A 17,477-nucleotide genomic window follows, 5' to 3' on the forward strand; every position below is an offset into this window, starting at 1 on the left:
GGCGCAACCCGTTCAGCACGCCCGGCGCGCGCAATCAACCCTGTTCATGCTCCAGTGTCGCCGCAGCCGCTTCCAATCGCTCAAGCATCGATCGCAACAGCTTGCGTTCTCCGGCGTCAAACCCCTCGAACAACCGTGCCTCCATCTCGATCGCCTTGGGCGCGACTTGTTCATACAGCGCCCGCCCCGCCGTTGACAGCGACAGGATATGCGATCGCTGGTCGCCCGGATTGGGCAGCCGATCGACCAGCCCCCGCTCGGCCAGCGCAATCGCCGCGCGACTGACCGTCACCTTATCCATCCGGGTAGCCACCCCCAAAGCCTGCTGAGTCGCCCCATCGCCCTCTGCCAGCACCGCGATCAGCCGCCATTCGGGGATGCGAAGGCCGAACATCGCCTGGTACGTGATCGCCACCACCCCCGACACGCGGTTCGACGCGATCGAAAGGCGATAGGGTAGGAAACTGTCGAGATGGAGCCGGTTCATGCCGCGATGCTACCGCGCCTTTTCCCCGCCGTCACGCCGCCAACCAAAATCGCGCAATACCATTGGCTTGGGAACAGGAATGCGCTCCGTTCGTATTGCCTGTCCCCACCGTTACAGATGCGACGCGATCCCAACCTATGTTTAGCTGGAAACACGAAGCGCAGGATGCGCTCGAACAAATGCTCTTCGCCCATGTTGAGGATCGGGCGTTCCCATGCGTCGGCGCCAAGGCGGCAATGGCCAAGGGAACCTTGCAGGTGCTTGCCTGCAATACGATCGACAGCGCGTGGGACGATGTGCGTATCCATGACGAATTGTTGCGATTTGCCACCGCCTATCGCGCCGATCCGGGGCTGTATCGCAGCTTCGCGGTGGTGTTCGACGGTCCCGGCGACCTCGACGAACCCGCGTTCGAAGCGGCATTGTGGCGCCGGGTACAGTCGCTGTCGGACAAGGACGTCTGGCGCGGTCAGGAATATGACCGGCGCGTGAGCCACGACCCCAGCAACCCGCATTTCTCGCTCAGTTTCGGGGGCGAGGCCTTTTTCATCGTCGGCCTCCATCCGCAGGCGAGCCGTCCCGCTCGCCGGTTCGGGCGGCCCACGATGGTGTTCAACCTGCACGATCAGTTCGAACAGCTTCGCGCCGACGGCCAGTATGAAAAGATGCGCGAAAAGATCATGGTCCGCGACGAAGCGCTTGCCGGCAGCCGCAACCCGATGTTGTCGCGCCACGGTGAAACCAGCGAAGCCCGGCAATATTCGGGCCGAGTCGTCGACGATGGCTGGACCCCGCCCTTCGAATATCGCGGAGACGCCCCGAAATGAGCGAGATTAGCGAAACGATCGAGATTCCCGAACGCAGCGGCACCGCCTTGCGCCTGGCCAAGGGCGAGCTGCTAGTGGTGATCGACCCGAAGGGGCAGCAGGTATCCGACCTGCTGGCGTTCAGCGCCGACGATCTGGGCGAAGTCATCTCGTCGGGTCGCACCTTCGACTATGCCGAACGCATCTATCTCACCACCGGCGACCGGTTGTTTTCCAACCGATCGAACGTCATGCTGACGATCGTCGACGATAGCGTCGGGCGCCATGATTTCCTTTTGACGCCATGCTCTTACGACACGTTCCGCCTATGCTATGAGAACGAGCCGCCGCATCGCGGATGCTTCGGCAACCTCGCCGCTGCGCTCGAACCTTATGGCGTGACGCCCGACCAGATACCCAGTGCGTTCAATTGCTTCATGAATGTCCCGGTCGACGGCGAAACCGGCAAGCTGCAAGTGCTGCCGCCGCTCAGCAAAGCCGGCGACCACATCAGCTTTCGCGCCGAGATCGACCTGATCGTCGGCCTGACCGCCTGTTCGGCCAAGGATTCGAACGGCGGCAGCTTCAAGCCGATCCATTATCGGATCGAACGCCCTTTCGAGAATTGACTGCTCATGGCCGAAGGCGAGATCATCAGGCGATTTCGGCCTGCCCGCTTCGCCGCATATAATGCGGTATCGGCGGCAACGAATAACGCTTCGGCGCTCATGCGCTCATGGTCTCGACACGACGCCATGCCGGCGGACGCGCTCAGCGCCAGCAGCCCACTGCCCCAGCTGACCGGCAACGATAAATCGCACAATGCGCTCTTCACTCGCTTCGCGACCGCTTCGGGCGCACCGCGCGCGACGACGGCGAATTCATCGCCGCCGATCCGCGCAACCATCTTTGCATCTGCGAAGGCGGCGCGCAGGCGATGCGCCACCGCGACCAGACAAGCGTCGCCAGCGGCGTGGCCGAACCGATCATTGGTTGGTTTGAACCCGTCGATGTCCAACAGCACCAACGAGCCCGCAACGGAATCGCGATCGAGAAAGTCCCGCTGAAACGTGCCGCGACTGGCCAGGCCAGTAAGTGCATCGCAGTCGGCAAGGCGTCGCAACGCCTCCCAGCGTGTGCGTTCCTCGGTAATATCCTGTTTCAGACCATATAGCTCACCCGCCCCGCCTGGAATATGGCCATATTCCGCACGGATCCTGATCCAGCGGGTTTCGCCATCGGGCCGGATAATTCGCGCATCCATATTGAAATTACCGCGCCGGGCGATGGCATCGCACCTAAGACGCTCCAGAATGTCCCGCGACTCCTCGTCGAACCAGGTGACAACCTCGCGTCGATCGAGCGATACATCGCAGGCAACCCCGAACAGGCCATAGACCCCTTCGGTCCACGCCAGACGGTCGTCGGCAAGATCGCACCGCCACGCGCCGATCCCGGCAAGGCGGGTGGCACGCGCGAGCAAGGCCCCCTCGTCAGGTGCACGATCCACGATCATTACCGGTTGCGCCAGCATGCTACTCAATGTTCGTTAACCTTGTTGAGAAGCAAGTTGGTAGCTCCATGATGGATGCAGTGCAACATAAGACCGCAAAACTTACGACTGCGTTGCCATGCAAGCACGCCCGACCATAAATCGCGCAACGATCGATGCATGTACGTCTTGCGGTTAAACGCCTGCATGATAGAAATGAAAGGGCGAAATCCGGAGACGGCACTGTTTTTCGATCGGCGGGTTATTGCGTGACGATGTAGGGTACAAAAGAAGCGTACCATTTACACTGTATAGGAGCAGGCGAATGAACTTTGGATCGATGAAGCGCACAGGTTGGTTATCGTTGGGCGTCGCGACGACTGCCCTGACGCTAGCCGCATGCTCGGGCGGCGGATCAGAGGAAAAAGCGGCAGCCCCGGCCAACACTACGACCGCTGCTGCACCGGCGGCAGCACCAGCCCCCAAAGCGGCTGCGCCCGCAGCCGACGATACTGCGACGGTAACCGGCGCGACCTTCGCAAGCTTCACCGGCGACGCCGCCAGCGGCAAGACCGTGTTCCTGCAGTGCCAAGCCTGCCATGCGGTCGAAGCCGGCGTGAACAAGATCGGGCCATCGCTTGCCGGCATCGTCGGACGCGCCGCCGGCACGGTCGCTGGCTACAGCTACACCCCCGCCAACAAAAATAGCGGCATCACCTGGACCCCCGAAAAGCTGTTCCAGTATCTGGAAAATCCGCAGCGCGTGGTGCCCGGCACCAAGATGGCGTTCGCCGGCATTCCCGACGAACAGAAGCGCGCCAATGTCATCGCGTATCTCGGTGAGCTGAAGTAAGTCAGCACCATTGCTGAAAGCCGCCCCGAGCGACCGGGGCGGCTTTTTGTACTTGCCGTGCATCAGCTCATTCGATCGGCCCGGCTACCTGCGCCGCAAATCAAGCAGATGCACCGGAAACGATGCCAGCAGCGGCAGCGCGACCCAGGGCCAGGCAGCGCCGGTCAACGCCCCCCGCGTCGCCAGCAGCATCAGCGCGCCTGGCAACAGCCGGAAGGCGGCATCGGCCACCCCCCATCCGCCGCGCCAGACCAGCCAGCCGAATTCGAGCGCCAGCACCGCCAGCACGACGTCGACCGCATGGCCGCTGGCGAAAAAGGCGTTCAGGCGAACGGCCCGTTCAGCCGGACGATTTCCCAGTTCAGCGCGCCAGCCAACACCACCCAACCCAGATACGGCAACAGCAACATCCCCGCCGCGCGCGAATGCCGCCAGGCAAAGAGCGTCAGCACGAACACCGAAACCCCGAGCACCACCACTTCGATCGCGGCCCAGTCGGGTCGCTGGAGGCGGAAGAACAACAAGCTCCACAGGATATTCAGGAATCCGTTGAACGCGAACAGCCCGATCAGCCAATCGCCGGCAGCGCGATCGGTGATCGCGCGCCACGCGGTGACGCTGCCCAGCGCCGTGGTGGCGAACACCAATGTCCAAGCGATCCCGTACATCGCGTCGGGCGGCGCCCAGCCGGGCTTTGCCAGCGTGCGATACCATGGCCCCAGATCGGTCATCGTCGCGCCGACGACGGCGACGAACGTTGCAGCGACGGCGGCGATCGCCACCGGGAACATACCTGCGCGATTAAGGGTAGTCATGTCGCGGACTCCAGCAAGTGGCGCATATCCTTGAAGAAAATACGGACGTGCGCCATCGGATCGGATCGCACCAGGCGCTTGTGCATATAGGCCTGCCACGTCAGTTTCTGGACGTCGGGATCCTCGCACATCTTCACGAAGCGCTCGCGCCGTTTGTCGTTGCGATACCAGAAATACTGCATGATCCCCAGGATCCAGAACACCTTGCCATGTTCGCGCATGAAGCGTTTGCGCGCCTGTTTCAGCGCGCTTGCCTTGCCGGTGGTCAAAAACGCATCGATCGCGTCGGCGGCGAAGCGGCCGCATGCCATCGCGTAATAAATTCCCTCGCCCGATGCAGGCGCGACCACGCCCGCCGCATCACCCGAAACAAGGACGTCGCGGCCATTATCCCATCGCTTGAGCGGCTTGAGCGGAATCGGCGCGCCTTCGCAGCGAATGGTCTCACACTCGGCAAGACCGCTGTCGGCGCGCAACCGGGCGACCGCGTCGCGCAAGGGGAATCCCTTGTTCGCGCTGCCCACACCGATGCTGGCGGTCTCGCCATGCGGGAACACCCAGGCATAGAAATCGGGCGACAAATGCCCCTGATAGATCACGTCACAGCGGCTGCGATCGAAGCTCGGGTCGCCCGCAGGGGGCGACTTGACGATCTCGTGATAGGCGAACACGCACGGCGTTCGCTCGCCCTTCAGCGTCGCCTGCGCCACACCCGATCGCGCCCCGTCGGCCCCAATCACACTAGCCGCCCGCACCCGCTGCAGCTGCCCGTTTCGGCTTTCGCGATAGACCACCACCGCCGCGCCATCTTCGGCACGCTCGATCGTCTCGAACGTCCCCGTCCGCCGATCGGCACCCGCCAGCGCTGCCCGTGCGCGCAGCCATTCATCGAATGTCTCACGATCGACCAGCCCGACGAAACCGTCGCCGACCGGCATGTCGACGATCTTGCCCGAAGGCGCGACCATCCGCGCCGTCCGCGCCTTGCCGACCAGCAAATGGTCGGGGATCGCGAAATCCTCGATCGCGCGCGGCGGGATTGCACCACCGCACGGCTTGATCCGCCCGCCCCGGTCGAGCAGCATCACGCGCCTGCCCAATCGTGCCAGGTCTGTGGCGGCGGTTGCGCCCGATGGGCCGCCGCCGACCACCACCACGTCGTAATCATACGCCGTCTTCATCGTGCCAACTCCGCCAGTTCGAGATGCTGTATCGTGGTGGAACGCGCCGTCGCGCCGATCGCCAATGCGGCGGCAACGACAAACAGCGCCGCCTCGCCCGCAAAGACCAATGCGAATGCCGCAGCGTCATCACGGGTCGCGGCGCGCCCCCAATCGACGCCGACCGCGCCGATCAATCCGCCCAGGCCGAAGGCGATGGCTTGCGATGCGCCCCATACGCCCATCCGCATGCCCGCGCGGCCATCGCCGGCGGCCCCTGCCAGCGCCATCATCGTGCCGATCGCCGCGACCGCGAACACGCCATTGGCCATACCCAGCAGCGCCACATTCAGCGCCAGTGGCCAACCCGGTCCTGCCTGCGCCGCCATCGCCAACCCTGCCAGCGCCAGCGCAGATCCGGCGCATCCGCCGACGATCCAGCGGCGCAATCCCATCGCGCTACGCCCGCCAAAAGCACTGCCGCCGACCCCGACCGCGATCATCCCCGCCAATACGCCGCCATGCTGAATGCCCGCCAGGCTGGTCGATTCACCAGGGGAGTAAGCAAATACCAGTCCCGCAAACGGCTCGAGGATCATGTCCTGCATCGAATAAGCGAGCATCGAGGCGAAGACGAACAGCGTAAACCGCCGCGCATCGCGATCGGCCAGCATCGCAGCGATCGCTACGCCGAACGACTCCGGTTCGATCCGCATGAGTGGCGACGTAGCCGCCTCCATCGCGGTCCTGGCCGGCTCGATGCCGCGTACCGCCACCAGCGCGATCACAAACGCCACCAGCGCAATACCGCTGACGATCATCGCCAGCCGGGGCAAGGAATAGGGATCGAGCAACGCGCCCGCCACGCCGGCGCTGACGATGATCCCTGCGACCATCATGATCCAGGTGATCGCCGCCGCCGCCGGTCGCCGCTCGGCCGCGACCCGCGTCGCCAGCAGTGCGAGCAACGACGTGCCTGCTGCTCCCACGCCGCCGCCGATCATCGCAAAGGCCAGGATCGCCATCGCATAGCCGCCCACCCCGCCCTGCGCGAGCAACGCCAGCGAATCGACCGCCAGCACTACCCCCAGCGCCAGCGCGCCCATGCCGCCGACGATCCAAGGCGTTCGCCGATTGCCGCGATCGGAGCCATGCCCCCACAACGGCCGCGAAAGCTGTACCGCATAGTGAAAGGCAACCAGTCCCGCCGGCAACGCTGCGGGCAGCGCATATTCGACGACCATCACCCGGTTGAGCAGCGACGTCGCCAGCATCACCATCGCGCCGATCGCGCTTTGCACCAGCCCCAGGCGAACGATGCCGCCCCAGCCAAGCGGTTTGCCTATAATCCCCATACGCCCCCCTGCCCGAACGCGGCGGCGAGCATGCCGAGCACGTACATCGACACGCCGGTCGCGGCGAACCAAGGGGTCATCGCTTTTGGATCGCGCAGCAGCCGCGCCATCGCCCCGACCTGCCCGATCACCAGCAACGCCACCACGCCGGCGACGATCGCATGCTCCCAGCGGAGCAGCAGCGCGACCACCGCCAGTTGCGGCAGCAACATCGTCAGGCACGCCACCCTGGCCGCGCGTCCGATACCCAGCATCGCCGGCAGCGAACGGACCCCGGTGGCAAGATCGCCCTCCACCGCTTTGAAATCATTGAGTGTCATGATGCCGTGCGCGCCGATGCTATACAGCAGCAGGATCACCAGCACCGGCGCATCGGGCAGCGTCCCCGCCATCACCGCAGCCCCGGTGAACCAGGTCAGCCCCTCATAGCTCAGCGCCACAGCGCCCGGCCCCAGGATCGCGTTGACCTTCAGCCGCAGCGGCGGTGCGCTATACGCCCAGGCAAGCGCCAACCCTACCAAGGTCGCGACAAATACCCAGGGGCCGGTGACCCATGCCACCAGCGCAGACACCGCGCTGCCGATCAGCGCGATCGCCAATCCCCATTGCCCGGCGATCCGCCCCGACGGGATCGGCCGTTCGGGCTGGTTGATCGCATCGACATGCCGATCGAACCAGTCATTCACCGCCTGGCTGGTGCCGCACACCAGCGGCCCGGTCAGCAGAATGCCGGCAATCAGAAACGGCCAGCGATCACCCAGCGGCACGCCCGAGGAAACAACCCCGCAGACAAAGGCCCAGATCGGCGGAAACCAGGTGATCGGCTTGAGCAGTTCGAACACATCGCGCGCCGCCGGAATGGGAGCACCACGCGAATGAGTCGAAGTTTCGGCCATGGCATGAGGCTATGCCCGCCAACCGAAAGCGTCAAATGAAATTGACACTATTAGCTGTCAAGTAAGACCGTGTCAGCGCAGAAGCTATTGCGGTTCGCTCGTCAAACTGCCCAGGCCGTGGCGATGCAGCTTGGAATAGAGGCTCTGGCGACTGACCCCCAGAATCTCCGCCGCCGAAGCGCGATTATCCGATGTGTGCGCCAGCGCCGCCTCGATGCACAATCGTTCGATCAGGTCGGTGCTCTCGCGCACGATTTCCTTAAGCGACATGCGGCCAACCAGCTCGGTCAACTGCTCGACCGAACGCGGTACTTCGCGTCCCGGCTGGGCGGTGTCGACCACCCGACGCGCCAGCGTGCGGATGGTGAAGCCGAAATGCATCGACCCATCGGTTCCGGGAACCGCGACCCCCGAAAGCTCGACTTCTTCCTCGCCGCCTGAACTGCCGCGCATGATCGTTGCGACATTGCGGACGGTGCCATGCTCGCGCAACTGGGTTTCGATCACTTCAAGGTCGATACCAGGACGCCCGAGCCACTCGCCAAGTGCCCCCCCCGTCATTCGATCGAGCACCGGCAATTCGGCCAGCTCCAGGAACGACGCATTGGCGGTCAGCACCCGCATATCGGCATCGGCCAGCACGAACGCATCGGGCAACGCATCGACGACATCGCGCAACGGCAACGATTCGTCGGAAACTTGCGCCCCGACAGCAGTCGGTTCGATCCTCAGCAGCAGCAGGGCGGCTCGCTCCTGGCGAAATAGCGTCGCCACGAACCTCCCCTCCCCGATACCCTTGCGCAGCATCAATACCTCGGTCGGCGGGGTCACGGCAACGGCTGCCGCCCCGAGATAGGCAACCAATCGCTCACGATCAGCGGCCTCGACCAACATCGTCGCCGGCTGGTCGACCAGTGCGCCGGGCTTGGCATCGACCAGTCGATGCGCGGCGACATTGGCTTCGCGGATGCGGCGAGTCGCGGCGTCGATGACCAGCACCGCCTCGCGCCCCATGTCGAACAACAGCCGGTATCGCGCCTCGACCTGGCGCAGCCGGATATAATCGCGTTCGAGCGATTGCTGCGCCTGGATCAGTCGCTGCTGAGTCGCTGCCTGCGCGCGCATGTCGCGCCCGATCGCGACGACACGGCCATCCTTGCCCAATGCCATCGCCAGATAGCGCACCGGCACTTCGCCATTGTCGGTCGTCTGGTTCACCTGACGCCACCGCGCCGGTCGCCCAGCGATCGCATCCGCCAGCATTTCGTCGATCTTGGGAAGGCTGTCGCGAGTCACGGTATCGCGCCAGTCGCGGCCCGCCCAGGTGCCAAAGCCCAGCACCACCAGGTCACGCTCGGCTACCGCAATGTCAAGGATGGTCCCCGCGCTGTCGAGCACCAGCGAAACATCGCCGGCAGCCGCCAGCATCTGCGCCGCTGCATTCGAATCGAGCAGCCCCGGATAGTGATCCGGCTGCGAAAAGCCGCTAGGGCCGGCAGGGGCGGGATGCCTGGTCATCGACGATCCGCAACGCTCCGGATATAAGAGGAAAATGGCCTTCAGCCCCCGAAGACCGACGCAACGGCTTGCACCATTGCATCGGCAACTTCCAAGGCTGCCCGCGCGTCGGGCGCGGTTCCATCGGCACCGACATCGTCGACAAGCGCCGGATTCTCGAGAAATGCCGCCCCCCCGACCAGCACCCGAAGATGCGGATTGCGCGAGACACTGCGCATCGCGAGAATAACCGATGGCAGAGCGCCGATATGGCACTCGCTGCCCCCGGTCAATCCGGCAATATCAAACCAGCTGCTCGACAGCCGTTCACACAACATCGCCGCGGTGCTCTCAATCAGCCGGTCGGTGTCCCATCCGGCGCGGGAAAAGACCTGTTCGATCACCAGCGGGCCGAAACTATGTTGGTCGCCGGGCACCACCGCAAACAGCGCACGGCGCACGTCGTTCGAGCGGCGCCCGGCCGAAGGCACGCGCGCGGCAAGTTCATGCACCACTTCCTGCAACCGCCACAGCCCCATCGTCACATCAACGAAATCGCAGCGATCGTCTTTCCAATATTCGCCCAGCGTCCGCGCCGCCGGGGCAAGCAGATCGAGCAGCAGCGCCTCCGCCGTCAGGCCGCGTGCCAGCATCGTTTCCACCAGCGCCAATAATTCATCGGCCTCGACCTGCAGCGTCAATGGCGTGAAGGCCTCAACCTCGTCGGGGGAGATGACCGGCATTTCTACCGGAATCGCTTGCCCGGCGCTGCGATGGCGCGCGCCCATCAGTCGGGGAATCACTTCGCATTCGATCAGCGCCGATAGCGCCACCGGGTCAGCGCGCTGATGCAAATATTGCGGAGGACGTCGCATGCCCGACATCAATCGCTGCCCGCCGCGCTCCCGATGAACCATGGCTGGATTGGCCTGGTTGGAAGGATAAGTCGATGCCATCCGCGTGGTCTCCTGTCCCCATCGAAGCATATACGATGCTACCGACGTCCCACTTTTGGGTCCGTCGACATCCCCGATGCTATGCCTGTTGCCCGCACATCACAACCCGCCAAACGTGCTGCGGCGCAACACTTGTAAAAATAATTGGACGTCAATTCTGTTTGACACTCTTTTGCGTCAAGCTCATCATGCAACCAGCGAATGATGAGGTGAGGCGGTAATGGTACAGCGCGCAGGATCGGCCGGACAGGAACGGCGCAGCCCGGCGCTCTATACGCCCGAGCAGCGCGCCCGCCGCGACTCCAGCCCTTGGACCTTGGTGCAGGGGCTGCTCGCCCCGGTGCAGTTCCTGATCTTCCTGGTCAGCCTCGCGCTGGTGCTGCGCTACTTCGCCACTGGCGAGGGCGCGGGTGCTGCGACGGCTTCGATCGTGGTCAAGACGATTGCACTCTACACCATCATGATCACCGGCTCGATCTGGGAAAAAATGGTGTTCGGCAAATGGCTGTTCGCCGAAGGCTTCTGGTGGGAAGACATGTTCAGCATGGTCGTGCTGGCGCTGCACACCGCCTATCTGGCGATGCTGTTCGCCGGCATCGGCACGCTTGAACAACAGATGGCGGTCGCGCTGGCGGGGTATCTCGCCTATGTCATCAACGCCGGTCAGTTCCTGTGGAAGCTCCGCGTCGCCCGGCTTGAGCAGCCCGTAATGGTCGCGGCATGAGCCCGGCGCTTCCCCTGCCCGCCGGATCGGCGATCGATTGCCCGCCGGTGCTGCGCGAACGCGGCCAGCGCGAGGTATTTTGCGGCCTGACCGGCATCGTCTGGCTGCATCGCAAGGTGCAGGATGCTTTCTTCCTGGTCGTCGGATCGCGCACCTGCGCGCATCTGCTGCAATCGGCCGCCGGGGTGATGATCTTCGCCGAGCCGCGCTTCGGCACCGCCATCATCGAAGAACGCGACCTGGCGGGTCTTGCCGACGCCAATGAAGAGCTCGACCGAGTCGTCGATCGCCTGCTGGTGCGCCGTCCCGACATCAAGATGCTGTTCCTGGTCGGCTCGTGCCCCAGCGAAGTCATCAAGCTCGACCTCTCGCGCGCCGCCCAGCGGCTGACGGCCAAGCACACCCCCAATGTCCGCATCCTAAGCTATTCGGGCAGCGGCATCGAAACGACCTTTACCGAGGGCGAGGATGCGTGCCTCGCCGCGCTGGTTCCCGAGCTTGCGGCCGAACCCGCCAGTGCTCCTCCAGCGCTGATGATCGTCGGCGCATTGCCCGACATCGTTGAGGATCAATTCCTGCGGCTGTTCGCCGAACTCGGCATCGGCCCGGTCCATTGCCTGCCCGCGCGCAAAGCCAATGCGATGCCACCGGTCGGGCCGAACACCCGCTTCCTGCTGGCACAGCCCTTTCTGGGAGCCACCGCACTGGCGCTCGAACAGCGCGGCGCGACTCGCATCGACTCGATCTTCCCCTTCGGCGCAGAGGGCACTACCGCCTGGGTCCACGCCGCCGCGCAAGCCTTTGGCATCGATGAAATGCACTTCCGCCGGGTGGTTGCGCCCGCCCGCGAACGTGCCAAGCGCGCGATCGAACATTGCCGCGAGAAGCTCAGCGGCAAGCGCATCTTCTTCCTGCCCGATTCGCAGCTCGAAGTGCCGCTCGCGCGCTTCCTGTCGAACGAGCTGGGCATGATCCCGGTCGAGGTCGGCACCCCCTATCTCCACCGCGCGCATCTGGCGGGCGAACTCGCATTGCTGCCGCCGGGCACGTTGGTCAGCGAAGGGCAGGATGTCGATCGCCAGCTCGATCGCGTGCGTGCCGAGCGCCCCGATCTCACCGTCTGCGGCCTGGGCCTGGCCAACCCGCTCGAAGCCGAAGGGCTGACGACCAAATGGGCGATCGAGCTCGTCTTCTCGCCGATCCACGGCTTCGACCAGGCCGGCGACCTTGCCGAATTGTTCGCGCGCCCGCTGCGGCGGCGCGACGTGTTGCGGGTGTAGAGCGATGCAGTTGACCGTCTGGACCTATGAAGGACCGCCCCATGTCGGCGCGATGCGAGTCGCGACCGCGATGGAGGGTGTGCATTACGTCCTGCACGCGCCGCAGGGCGACACCTATGCCGACCTGCTGTTCACGATGATCGAACGCCGCGCCAAGCGTCCCCCGGTCACCTACACCACCTTTCAGGCGCGCGATCTGGGCAAGGACACCGCCGAACTTTTTCAGACCGCGGCGCGCGAAGCATTTGAGCGTTACCAGCCGCAGGCGATGATCGTCGGTGCTTCGTGCACTGCCGAGTTGATCCAGGACGATCCTTCGGGGCTGATGCAGGCGATGCACCTGCCGATCCCGGTGATCCCGCTCGAATTGCCAAGCTATAGCCGCAAGGAAAGCTGGGGCGCTTCGGAAACCTTCTACCAGATCGTCCGCACGCTCGCCGATCGCGACGTCCGCCCCGCGCCGCGCGAAGGTCGCCGCCCGCGCGCAAATCTGCTGGGGCCGACTGCACTCGGCTTTCGCCACCGCGATGACGTCATCGAAATCACCCGGCTGCTCGATAGCATGGGGATCGACGTTCATTGCGTCGCACCGCTGGGGGCCAGCCCCGCCGACATCGCGACGCTGGGCGCTGCCGACTTCACCATCTCGCTCTATCCCGAAACCGCCGACACCGCCGCACGCTGGCTGGAAAAGAGCTTCGGTCAGCCGATCGTGCGCACCGTGCCGATCGGCTATGGCGCGACTCGCGACTTCATCGCCGAAGTCGCCGCCGTCGCGGGCATTGATCCCTCCGCTGCGCTCGACACCTCGCTTCTGCCCTGGTGGAGCCGTTCGGTCGATTCGACCTATCTCACCGCCAAGCGCGTCTTCATCTTCGGCGACGCCACCCACGCCATCGCCGCCGCCCGCGTCGCGCGCGACGAACTGGGTTTCAAGGTAGTCGGCCTTGGCTGCTACAACCGCGAATTAGCGCGCGACTTGCGCGCAGCCGCCGCCGAATATGGTGTCGAACCGCTCATCACCGACGATTATCTTGAGGTAGAGTCGGCGATTGCCGAGCTTCAGCCCGAATTGGTGCTGGGCACGCAGATGGAGCGCCACATCGCCAAGCGGCTTGGCATTCCCTGCGCGGTCATTTCCTCGCCGGTCCATGTCCAGGATTTCCCCGCGCGCTACAGCCCGCAAATGGGGTTTGAGGGCGCGAACGTGCTCTTCGACACCTGGGTCCATCCGCTGGTGATGGGGCTGGAGGAGCATCTGCTGACGATGTTCCGCGACGATTTCGAATTCGCCGACGATGCAGGCGCCAGCCATTTGGGACATGGCAAGGTCGCAGCGCCAGCGCCGCCGCCAGTCGATCATGCCCCCGCCGCGACCGACGCGGCGGCGATCGGCTGGACTGCCGAGGCCGAGCGCGAACTTCGCAAAATCCCGTTCTTCGTGCGCGGCAAGGCACGCCGCAACACCGAAGCCTATGCCGCCGACCACGGCCTGCCGACCGTTGGCCTCGATACCCTCTATGACGCGAAGGCGCATTATGCCCGATAGCGCACCGATCCATGTGGTCATCATCACCCTCGACAATCATCTGTCGGGCGCGGTCGAACGTGCAGCGGCACGCTTCGCTCAGGATGGCAGCGGAATCACCATCGGCTTCCACGCCGCCTCCGATTGGGACGCATCGCCGCACGCCCTCGAAACCACCATCGCCGACATCGGTCGCGCTGACATCGTCGTTGCGACGATGCTGTTTCTCGACGATCACATCCGCGCGGTGATGCCCGCCATTGTCGCCCGGCGCGACCATACCAAGGCGACCATCGGCATGATGTCGGGTGCCGAGGTGGTGAAGCTCACCAAGATGGGCAGCTATCGCATGGACGCCCCGGCCAAGGGGCCGCTGGCGCTGTTGAAGAAACTGCGTGGTTCGTCAAAGCCGGGTGCATCGGCAGGTGCCAAGCAGATGAAGATGCTGCGCCGGCTGCCAAAGATCCTGCGCTTCATCCCCGGCACCGCACAGGATGTGCGGGCGTATTTCCTGACGCTGCAATATTGGCTGGCGGGCAGCGACGACAATGTCGTCAACATGATCCGCGCCCTGGTCGATCGCTATGCCACTGGCGAACGCGGCGGCGAGCGGGCGCAGGCACCGCGCGAATATCCCGAAGTCGGCGTCTATCACCCCGATCTGCCCGGCCGCATGGCCGAGCGTGTCGACGCGCTGGCTGCGCCGGGCGAAACGATCGGCACCGTCGGGGTGCTGATGCTCCGTTCCTACATCCTGGCGCACGATGCCGGCCATTATGACGGCGTCATCCGCTCGCTGGAGGCCAAGGGGCTTCGCGTCATTCCCGCCTTTGCCGGCGGCCTCGATTCGCGTCCGGCGATCGAGAAGTTCTTCGTCCGGGACGGCGCGACCATCGTTGATGCGGTGATTTCACTGACCGGCTTCTCGCTCGTCGGTGGGCCGGCATATAACGACTCGGACGCTGCCGAAATAACGCTGTCGAAGCTCGACGTGCCCTACATCGCCGCGCATCCGGTCGAGTTCCAGTCGCTCGAACAATGGGGCGCGGGGCGTCAGGGCCTGTTGCCTCTCGAAGCGACGATGATGGTCGCGATCCCCGAACTCGACGGGGCAACCGCGCCGATGATCTTTGGCGGTCGCTCCGATGGCGCGGGCGTCGCCTGCTCGGGTTGCCACCACGGCTGCTCCTTCCCCACCGAAGGGCTGGTCCGCACGATGCATTCGTGCCCCGAGCGCGCGCAGGCGCTCGCCGCCAAGGTCGCACGCACCGTATTGCTTCGCCGCACCCCGCGCGCCGAGCGGCGGGTCGCGACGATCCTGTTCAACTTCCCGCCCAACGCCGGTGCCACCGGCACCGCGGCGCATCTGGCAGTCTGGGAATCGCTTCACGCCACGCTCACGCGGATGCACGACGAGGGCTATACGGTCGATGTTCCCGCCGATGTCGACACGCTGCGCGACGCGGTGTTGAAGGGGAATGCCGAACGCTTCGGCACCGACGCCAATGTCCATGCCCGGATCAGCACCGACGATCATGTGCGCCGCGAACGCTGGCTGGCCGAGATCGAGGCCAATTGGGGACCAGCCCCTGGCAAGGTTCAGGCCGACGGCAGCAGCATCCAGGTGCTGGGCGCGCAATTCGGCAACGTTTTTGTCGGGATCCAGCCGACCTTTGGCTGGGAAGGCGATCCGATGCGGATCCTGTTCGACGGGCGCTTCACCCCCACCCACGCCTTCAGCGCCTTTTATCGCTGGCTGCGCGAGGATTTCGCGGCGCATGCGGTGCTGCATTTCGGCACGCATGGCGCGCTCGAATTCATGCCGGGCAAACAGGCGGGCATGTCGGGCGCTTGCTGGCCCGAGCGGCTGATCGGCGACCTGGCCAACCTGTATATCTATGCCGCCAATAATCCGTCCGAAGGGCTGCTCGCCAAGCGCCGCTCGGGCGCGACGCTCATCAGCTATCTAACCCCGCCGCTGGCCCAGGCCGGTTTGTACAAAGGGCTGAACGAGCTGAAGGCGTTGATCGAGCGTTGGCGCTCGTCATCCGAGGGTGCCGAGCGCGCCGGGCTTGAGCCGATGATCGCTGACGCCGCGCTCGCACTCGACCTGACCACCTCGCCGCCCTTGCTGTGCGGCAATGCCGAGAACGGGCATAGCTTCGACATCGCAGCGCTGGCGGCGCGCCTGTACGAGCTGGAATGCGAACTCATCCCGCACGGCCTGCATGTCATCGGCAAGCGGCTCGATCCTGCCGAGCGCCGCGCCTGGGCTACCCAGATCGCCGCCGGCAATCCCGACAGCGACATTGCCGAGATCGACCGGATGCTGGCCACCAATGACGAGTTGGGCGGGGTTATCCACGCCCTCGACGGCGGCTTCATCGCCCCGGCTCCCGGCGGCGACCTGATCCGCAATCCCAAAATATTGCCGACCGGGCGCAACCTGCATGGGTTCGATCCCTTCCGCATCCCCGGTGCCTATGCCTGTATCGAAGGCGCACGCGCCGCCGAAGGGGTGATCGCGCGGCATATCGCCGATGGCGCGCCCTTCCCCGAAACCTTGGCGATGGTGCTGTGGGGCACCGACAATCTGAAAAGCGAAGGCCAGCAAGTCGCACAGGCACTGGCACTGCTGGGTGCCCGGCCACATTTCGATGGGTATGGCCGGTTGAGCGGGGCTGAACTCATCCCGCTGGCTGAGCTTGGCCGCCCCCGGATCGACGTGGTCGTTACGCTATCGGGCATTTTCCGCGACTTGTTGCCGCTGCAAACGCGGATGATCGCCGAGGCAGCATGGCTGGCGGCAAGCGCCGACGAGCCGCTCGACCAGAATTTCGTCCGCAAGCACACGCTGGCACATCAGGCGGCACATGGCTGCGACCTCGAAACCGCGGCGCTTCGTGTCTTCTCAAATGCCGAGGGTGCCTATGGTGCCAACGTCAATCAGATGATCGACGCTGGCGGCTGGAGCGACCCCGACGAACTCGCCGAGATGTTCGAGCGTAACAAGGGCTTCGCCTATGGCCGCAAGGGCGCGCCCGAGCGCCGCGCCGAATTGTTCAAATCGGCACTGGCGGGAGTCGATGCGACTTACCAGAATTTGGACTCGGTCGAACTCGGCGTCACCGACATCGACCAATATGTCGATGCGCTGGGCGGCATGAGCCGGTCGATCGCGCGCGCCAAGGGCAAGGCGGCCCCGGTCTATATCGTCGATGCGACGCAAGGGACGGCAAAGGTGCGGACGCTGGGCGAGCAAGTCGATCTCGAAACCCGCACCCGGATGCTCAACCCGGTCTGGTACGAAGGGATGCTCAAGCACGGCTTCGAGGGTGTCCGCCAGATCGAGGGGCATGTGACCACGACGATGGGCTGGTCAGCCACCACCGGCCAGGTAGCCCCCTGGGTCTATCAAAAGATTTCCGAGACCTACATGCTCGACGACGCGATGCGCCAGCGCCTCGCGACACTCAATCCCAAGGCATCGGCGCGTGTCGCCGGCCGGCTGATCGAGGCGAGCGAACGCGATTTCTGGCAACCTGATGCCGAAACCCTGGCTGCCCTCCATGCTGCGAGCGACGAGATTGAAGACATGCTCGAAGGCGTGGCGGCGGCGGCCTGAAAG

The 17,477-nt window shown here is 64.6% G+C and carries 16 protein-coding genes; 7 read left to right on the plus strand and 9 right to left on the minus strand.

The window, feature by feature from the left end:
* Window positions 1–34: 34 nt before the first annotated feature.
* A complete protein-coding gene (locus tag QU44_RS03480; protein ID WP_033920105.1) occupies window positions 35–487 on the minus strand; it encodes a MarR family winged helix-turn-helix transcriptional regulator in 453 nt (150 codons plus the stop codon).
* Window positions 488–624: 137 nt separating this feature from the next.
* On the opposite strand from QU44_RS03480, the gene gntA reads away from it, so the two are divergent.
* Together gntA and QU44_RS03490 are read left to right on the plus strand one after the other, a co-directional pair.
* Window positions 625–1,314, plus strand: a complete 690-nt coding sequence (gene gntA / locus QU44_RS03485; protein ID WP_033920106.1) for a guanitoxin biosynthesis heme-dependent pre-guanitoxin N-hydroxylase GntA — start codon at window positions 625–627, stop codon at window positions 1,312–1,314.
* On the plus strand, window positions 1,311–1,922 hold the full coding sequence (locus QU44_RS03490; protein ID WP_033920107.1) for a DUF1989 domain-containing protein: 612 nt from the start codon (window positions 1,311–1,313) through the stop codon (window positions 1,920–1,922). The genes gntA and QU44_RS03490 overlap by 4 nt, the downstream gene beginning before the upstream one ends.
* On the opposite strand, the gene QU44_RS03495 is transcribed toward QU44_RS03490, so the two are convergent.
* Window positions 1,892–2,809, minus strand: a complete 918-nt coding sequence (locus QU44_RS03495) for a GGDEF domain-containing protein (protein WP_197054234.1) — start codon at window positions 2,807–2,809, stop codon at window positions 1,892–1,894. The genes QU44_RS03490 and QU44_RS03495 overlap by 31 nt on opposite strands.
* A gap of 316 nt (window positions 2,810–3,125) precedes the next feature.
* Between QU44_RS03495 and QU44_RS03500 the strand changes: the two genes are divergently transcribed.
* Window positions 3,126–3,638 carry a c-type cytochrome gene (locus QU44_RS03500; protein ID WP_033920188.1) on the plus strand — a complete coding sequence of 171 codons (513 nt, stop codon included), beginning with the start codon at window positions 3,126–3,128 and terminating at the stop codon, window positions 3,636–3,638.
* A gap of 84 nt (window positions 3,639–3,722) precedes the next feature.
* Here QU44_RS03500 and QU44_RS18620 read toward each other — a convergent pair whose 3' ends face one another.
* The 7 genes from QU44_RS18620 to QU44_RS03535 all read right to left on the minus strand — a co-directional run bounded on the left by QU44_RS18620 (window position 3,723) and on the right by QU44_RS03535 (window position 10,236).
* A complete protein-coding gene (locus QU44_RS18620; protein WP_231621597.1) occupies window positions 3,723–4,025 on the minus strand; it encodes a hypothetical protein in 303 nt (100 codons plus the stop codon).
* On the minus strand, window positions 3,962–4,453 hold the full coding sequence (locus tag QU44_RS03510) for a TspO/MBR family protein (RefSeq protein WP_231621598.1): 492 nt from the start codon (window positions 4,451–4,453) through the stop codon (window positions 3,962–3,964). Before QU44_RS03510 ends, QU44_RS18620 begins: the two co-directional genes overlap by 64 nt.
* Window positions 4,450–5,634 (minus strand): geranylgeranyl diphosphate reductase, encoded by a 1,185-nt coding sequence (locus QU44_RS03515; protein WP_033920109.1) that lies wholly within the window; start codon window positions 5,632–5,634, stop codon window positions 4,450–4,452. The genes QU44_RS03510 and QU44_RS03515 overlap by 4 nt, the downstream gene beginning before the upstream one ends.
* Complete coding sequence (locus QU44_RS03520) at window positions 5,631–6,968, minus strand: BCD family MFS transporter (RefSeq protein WP_033920110.1); 1,338 nt, start codon at window positions 6,966–6,968, stop codon at window positions 5,631–5,633. The genes QU44_RS03515 and QU44_RS03520 overlap by 4 nt, the downstream gene beginning before the upstream one ends.
* The gene (gene chlG, locus QU44_RS03525) at window positions 6,956–7,864 is read right to left on the minus strand and encodes a chlorophyll synthase ChlG (RefSeq protein ID WP_033920111.1); all 909 of its coding nucleotides are present in this window, start codon (window positions 7,862–7,864) and stop codon (window positions 6,956–6,958) included. The genes QU44_RS03520 and chlG overlap by 13 nt, the downstream gene beginning before the upstream one ends.
* Before the next feature lie 84 nt (window positions 7,865–7,948).
* Window positions 7,949–9,382, minus strand: coding sequence for a transcriptional regulator PpsR (gene ppsR, locus QU44_RS03530; RefSeq protein WP_033920112.1), 1,434 nt, complete (start codon window positions 9,380–9,382; stop codon window positions 7,949–7,951).
* Between the two features lie 41 nt (window positions 9,383–9,423).
* Entirely contained in the window at window positions 9,424–10,236 is an 813-nt protein-coding gene (locus QU44_RS03535; protein WP_156140905.1) for a cobalamin B12-binding domain-containing protein, read from the minus strand.
* 301 nt (window positions 10,237–10,537) lie between these two features.
* On the opposite strand from QU44_RS03535, the gene bchF reads away from it, so the two are divergent.
* From bchF to QU44_RS03555, 4 genes are read left to right on the plus strand one after another with little or no spacing between them, the layout of a single operon-like run.
* Window positions 10,538–11,041, plus strand: coding sequence for a 2-vinyl bacteriochlorophyllide hydratase (bchF, locus tag QU44_RS03540; protein WP_033920114.1), 504 nt, complete (start codon window positions 10,538–10,540; stop codon window positions 11,039–11,041).
* Window positions 11,038–12,321 carry a ferredoxin:protochlorophyllide reductase (ATP-dependent) subunit N gene (locus tag QU44_RS03545; protein ID WP_033920115.1) on the plus strand — a complete coding sequence of 428 codons (1,284 nt, stop codon included), beginning with the start codon at window positions 11,038–11,040 and terminating at the stop codon, window positions 12,319–12,321. The genes bchF and QU44_RS03545 overlap by 4 nt, the downstream gene beginning before the upstream one ends.
* Before the next feature lie 4 nt (window positions 12,322–12,325).
* Window positions 12,326–13,870, plus strand: coding sequence for a ferredoxin:protochlorophyllide reductase (ATP-dependent) subunit B (bchB, locus tag QU44_RS03550; RefSeq protein WP_033920116.1), 1,545 nt, complete (start codon window positions 12,326–12,328; stop codon window positions 13,868–13,870).
* Window positions 13,860–17,474, plus strand: coding sequence for a magnesium chelatase subunit H (locus QU44_RS03555; protein WP_033920117.1), 3,615 nt, complete (start codon window positions 13,860–13,862; stop codon window positions 17,472–17,474). The genes bchB and QU44_RS03555 overlap by 11 nt, the downstream gene beginning before the upstream one ends.
* Window positions 17,475–17,477: the final 3 nt, after the last annotated feature.

Source organism: Sphingomonas sp. 37zxx (assembly GCF_000786205.1).
In the GTDB taxonomy this organism is placed as follows: domain Bacteria; phylum Pseudomonadota; class Alphaproteobacteria; order Sphingomonadales; family Sphingomonadaceae; genus Sphingomonas.

What these genes read in the sequence shown, in the direction of transcription:
- QU44_RS03520 (WP_033920110.1), bottom strand. Translation starts at nt 6,968, where the DNA reads ATGGGGATTATAGGCAAACCGCTTGGCTGGGGCGGCATCGTTCGCCTG.
- QU44_RS03495 (WP_197054234.1), bottom strand. Translation starts at nt 2,809, where the DNA reads ATGATCGTGGATCGTGCACCTGACGAGGGGGCCTTGCTCGCGCGTGCC.
- chlG (WP_033920111.1), bottom strand. Translation starts at nt 7,864, where the DNA reads ATGGCCGAAACTTCGACTCATTCGCGTGGTGCTCCCATTCCGGCGGCG.
- QU44_RS03555 (WP_033920117.1), top strand. Translation starts at nt 13,860, where the DNA reads ATGCCCGATAGCGCACCGATCCATGTGGTCATCATCACCCTCGACAAT.
- QU44_RS03535 (WP_156140905.1), bottom strand. Translation starts at nt 10,236, where the DNA reads ATGCGACGTCCTCCGCAATATTTGCATCAGCGCGCTGACCCGGTGGCG.
- bchF (WP_033920114.1), top strand. Translation starts at nt 10,538, where the DNA reads ATGGTACAGCGCGCAGGATCGGCCGGACAGGAACGGCGCAGCCCGGCG.
- ppsR (WP_033920112.1), bottom strand. Translation starts at nt 9,382, where the DNA reads ATGACCAGGCATCCCGCCCCTGCCGGCCCTAGCGGCTTTTCGCAGCCG.
- gntA (WP_033920106.1), top strand. Translation starts at nt 625, where the DNA reads ATGTTTAGCTGGAAACACGAAGCGCAGGATGCGCTCGAACAAATGCTC.
- QU44_RS03490 (WP_033920107.1), top strand. Translation starts at nt 1,311, where the DNA reads ATGAGCGAGATTAGCGAAACGATCGAGATTCCCGAACGCAGCGGCACC.
- QU44_RS03500 (WP_033920188.1), top strand. Translation starts at nt 3,126, where the DNA reads ATGAAGCGCACAGGTTGGTTATCGTTGGGCGTCGCGACGACTGCCCTG.
- QU44_RS03510 (WP_231621598.1), bottom strand. Translation starts at nt 4,453, where the DNA reads ATGACTACCCTTAATCGCGCAGGTATGTTCCCGGTGGCGATCGCCGCC.
- QU44_RS03545 (WP_033920115.1), top strand. Translation starts at nt 11,038, where the DNA reads ATGAGCCCGGCGCTTCCCCTGCCCGCCGGATCGGCGATCGATTGCCCG.
- QU44_RS03480 (WP_033920105.1), bottom strand. Translation starts at nt 487, where the DNA reads ATGAACCGGCTCCATCTCGACAGTTTCCTACCCTATCGCCTTTCGATC.
- bchB (WP_033920116.1), top strand. Translation starts at nt 12,326, where the DNA reads ATGCAGTTGACCGTCTGGACCTATGAAGGACCGCCCCATGTCGGCGCG.
- QU44_RS03515 (WP_033920109.1), bottom strand. Translation starts at nt 5,634, where the DNA reads ATGAAGACGGCGTATGATTACGACGTGGTGGTGGTCGGCGGCGGCCCA.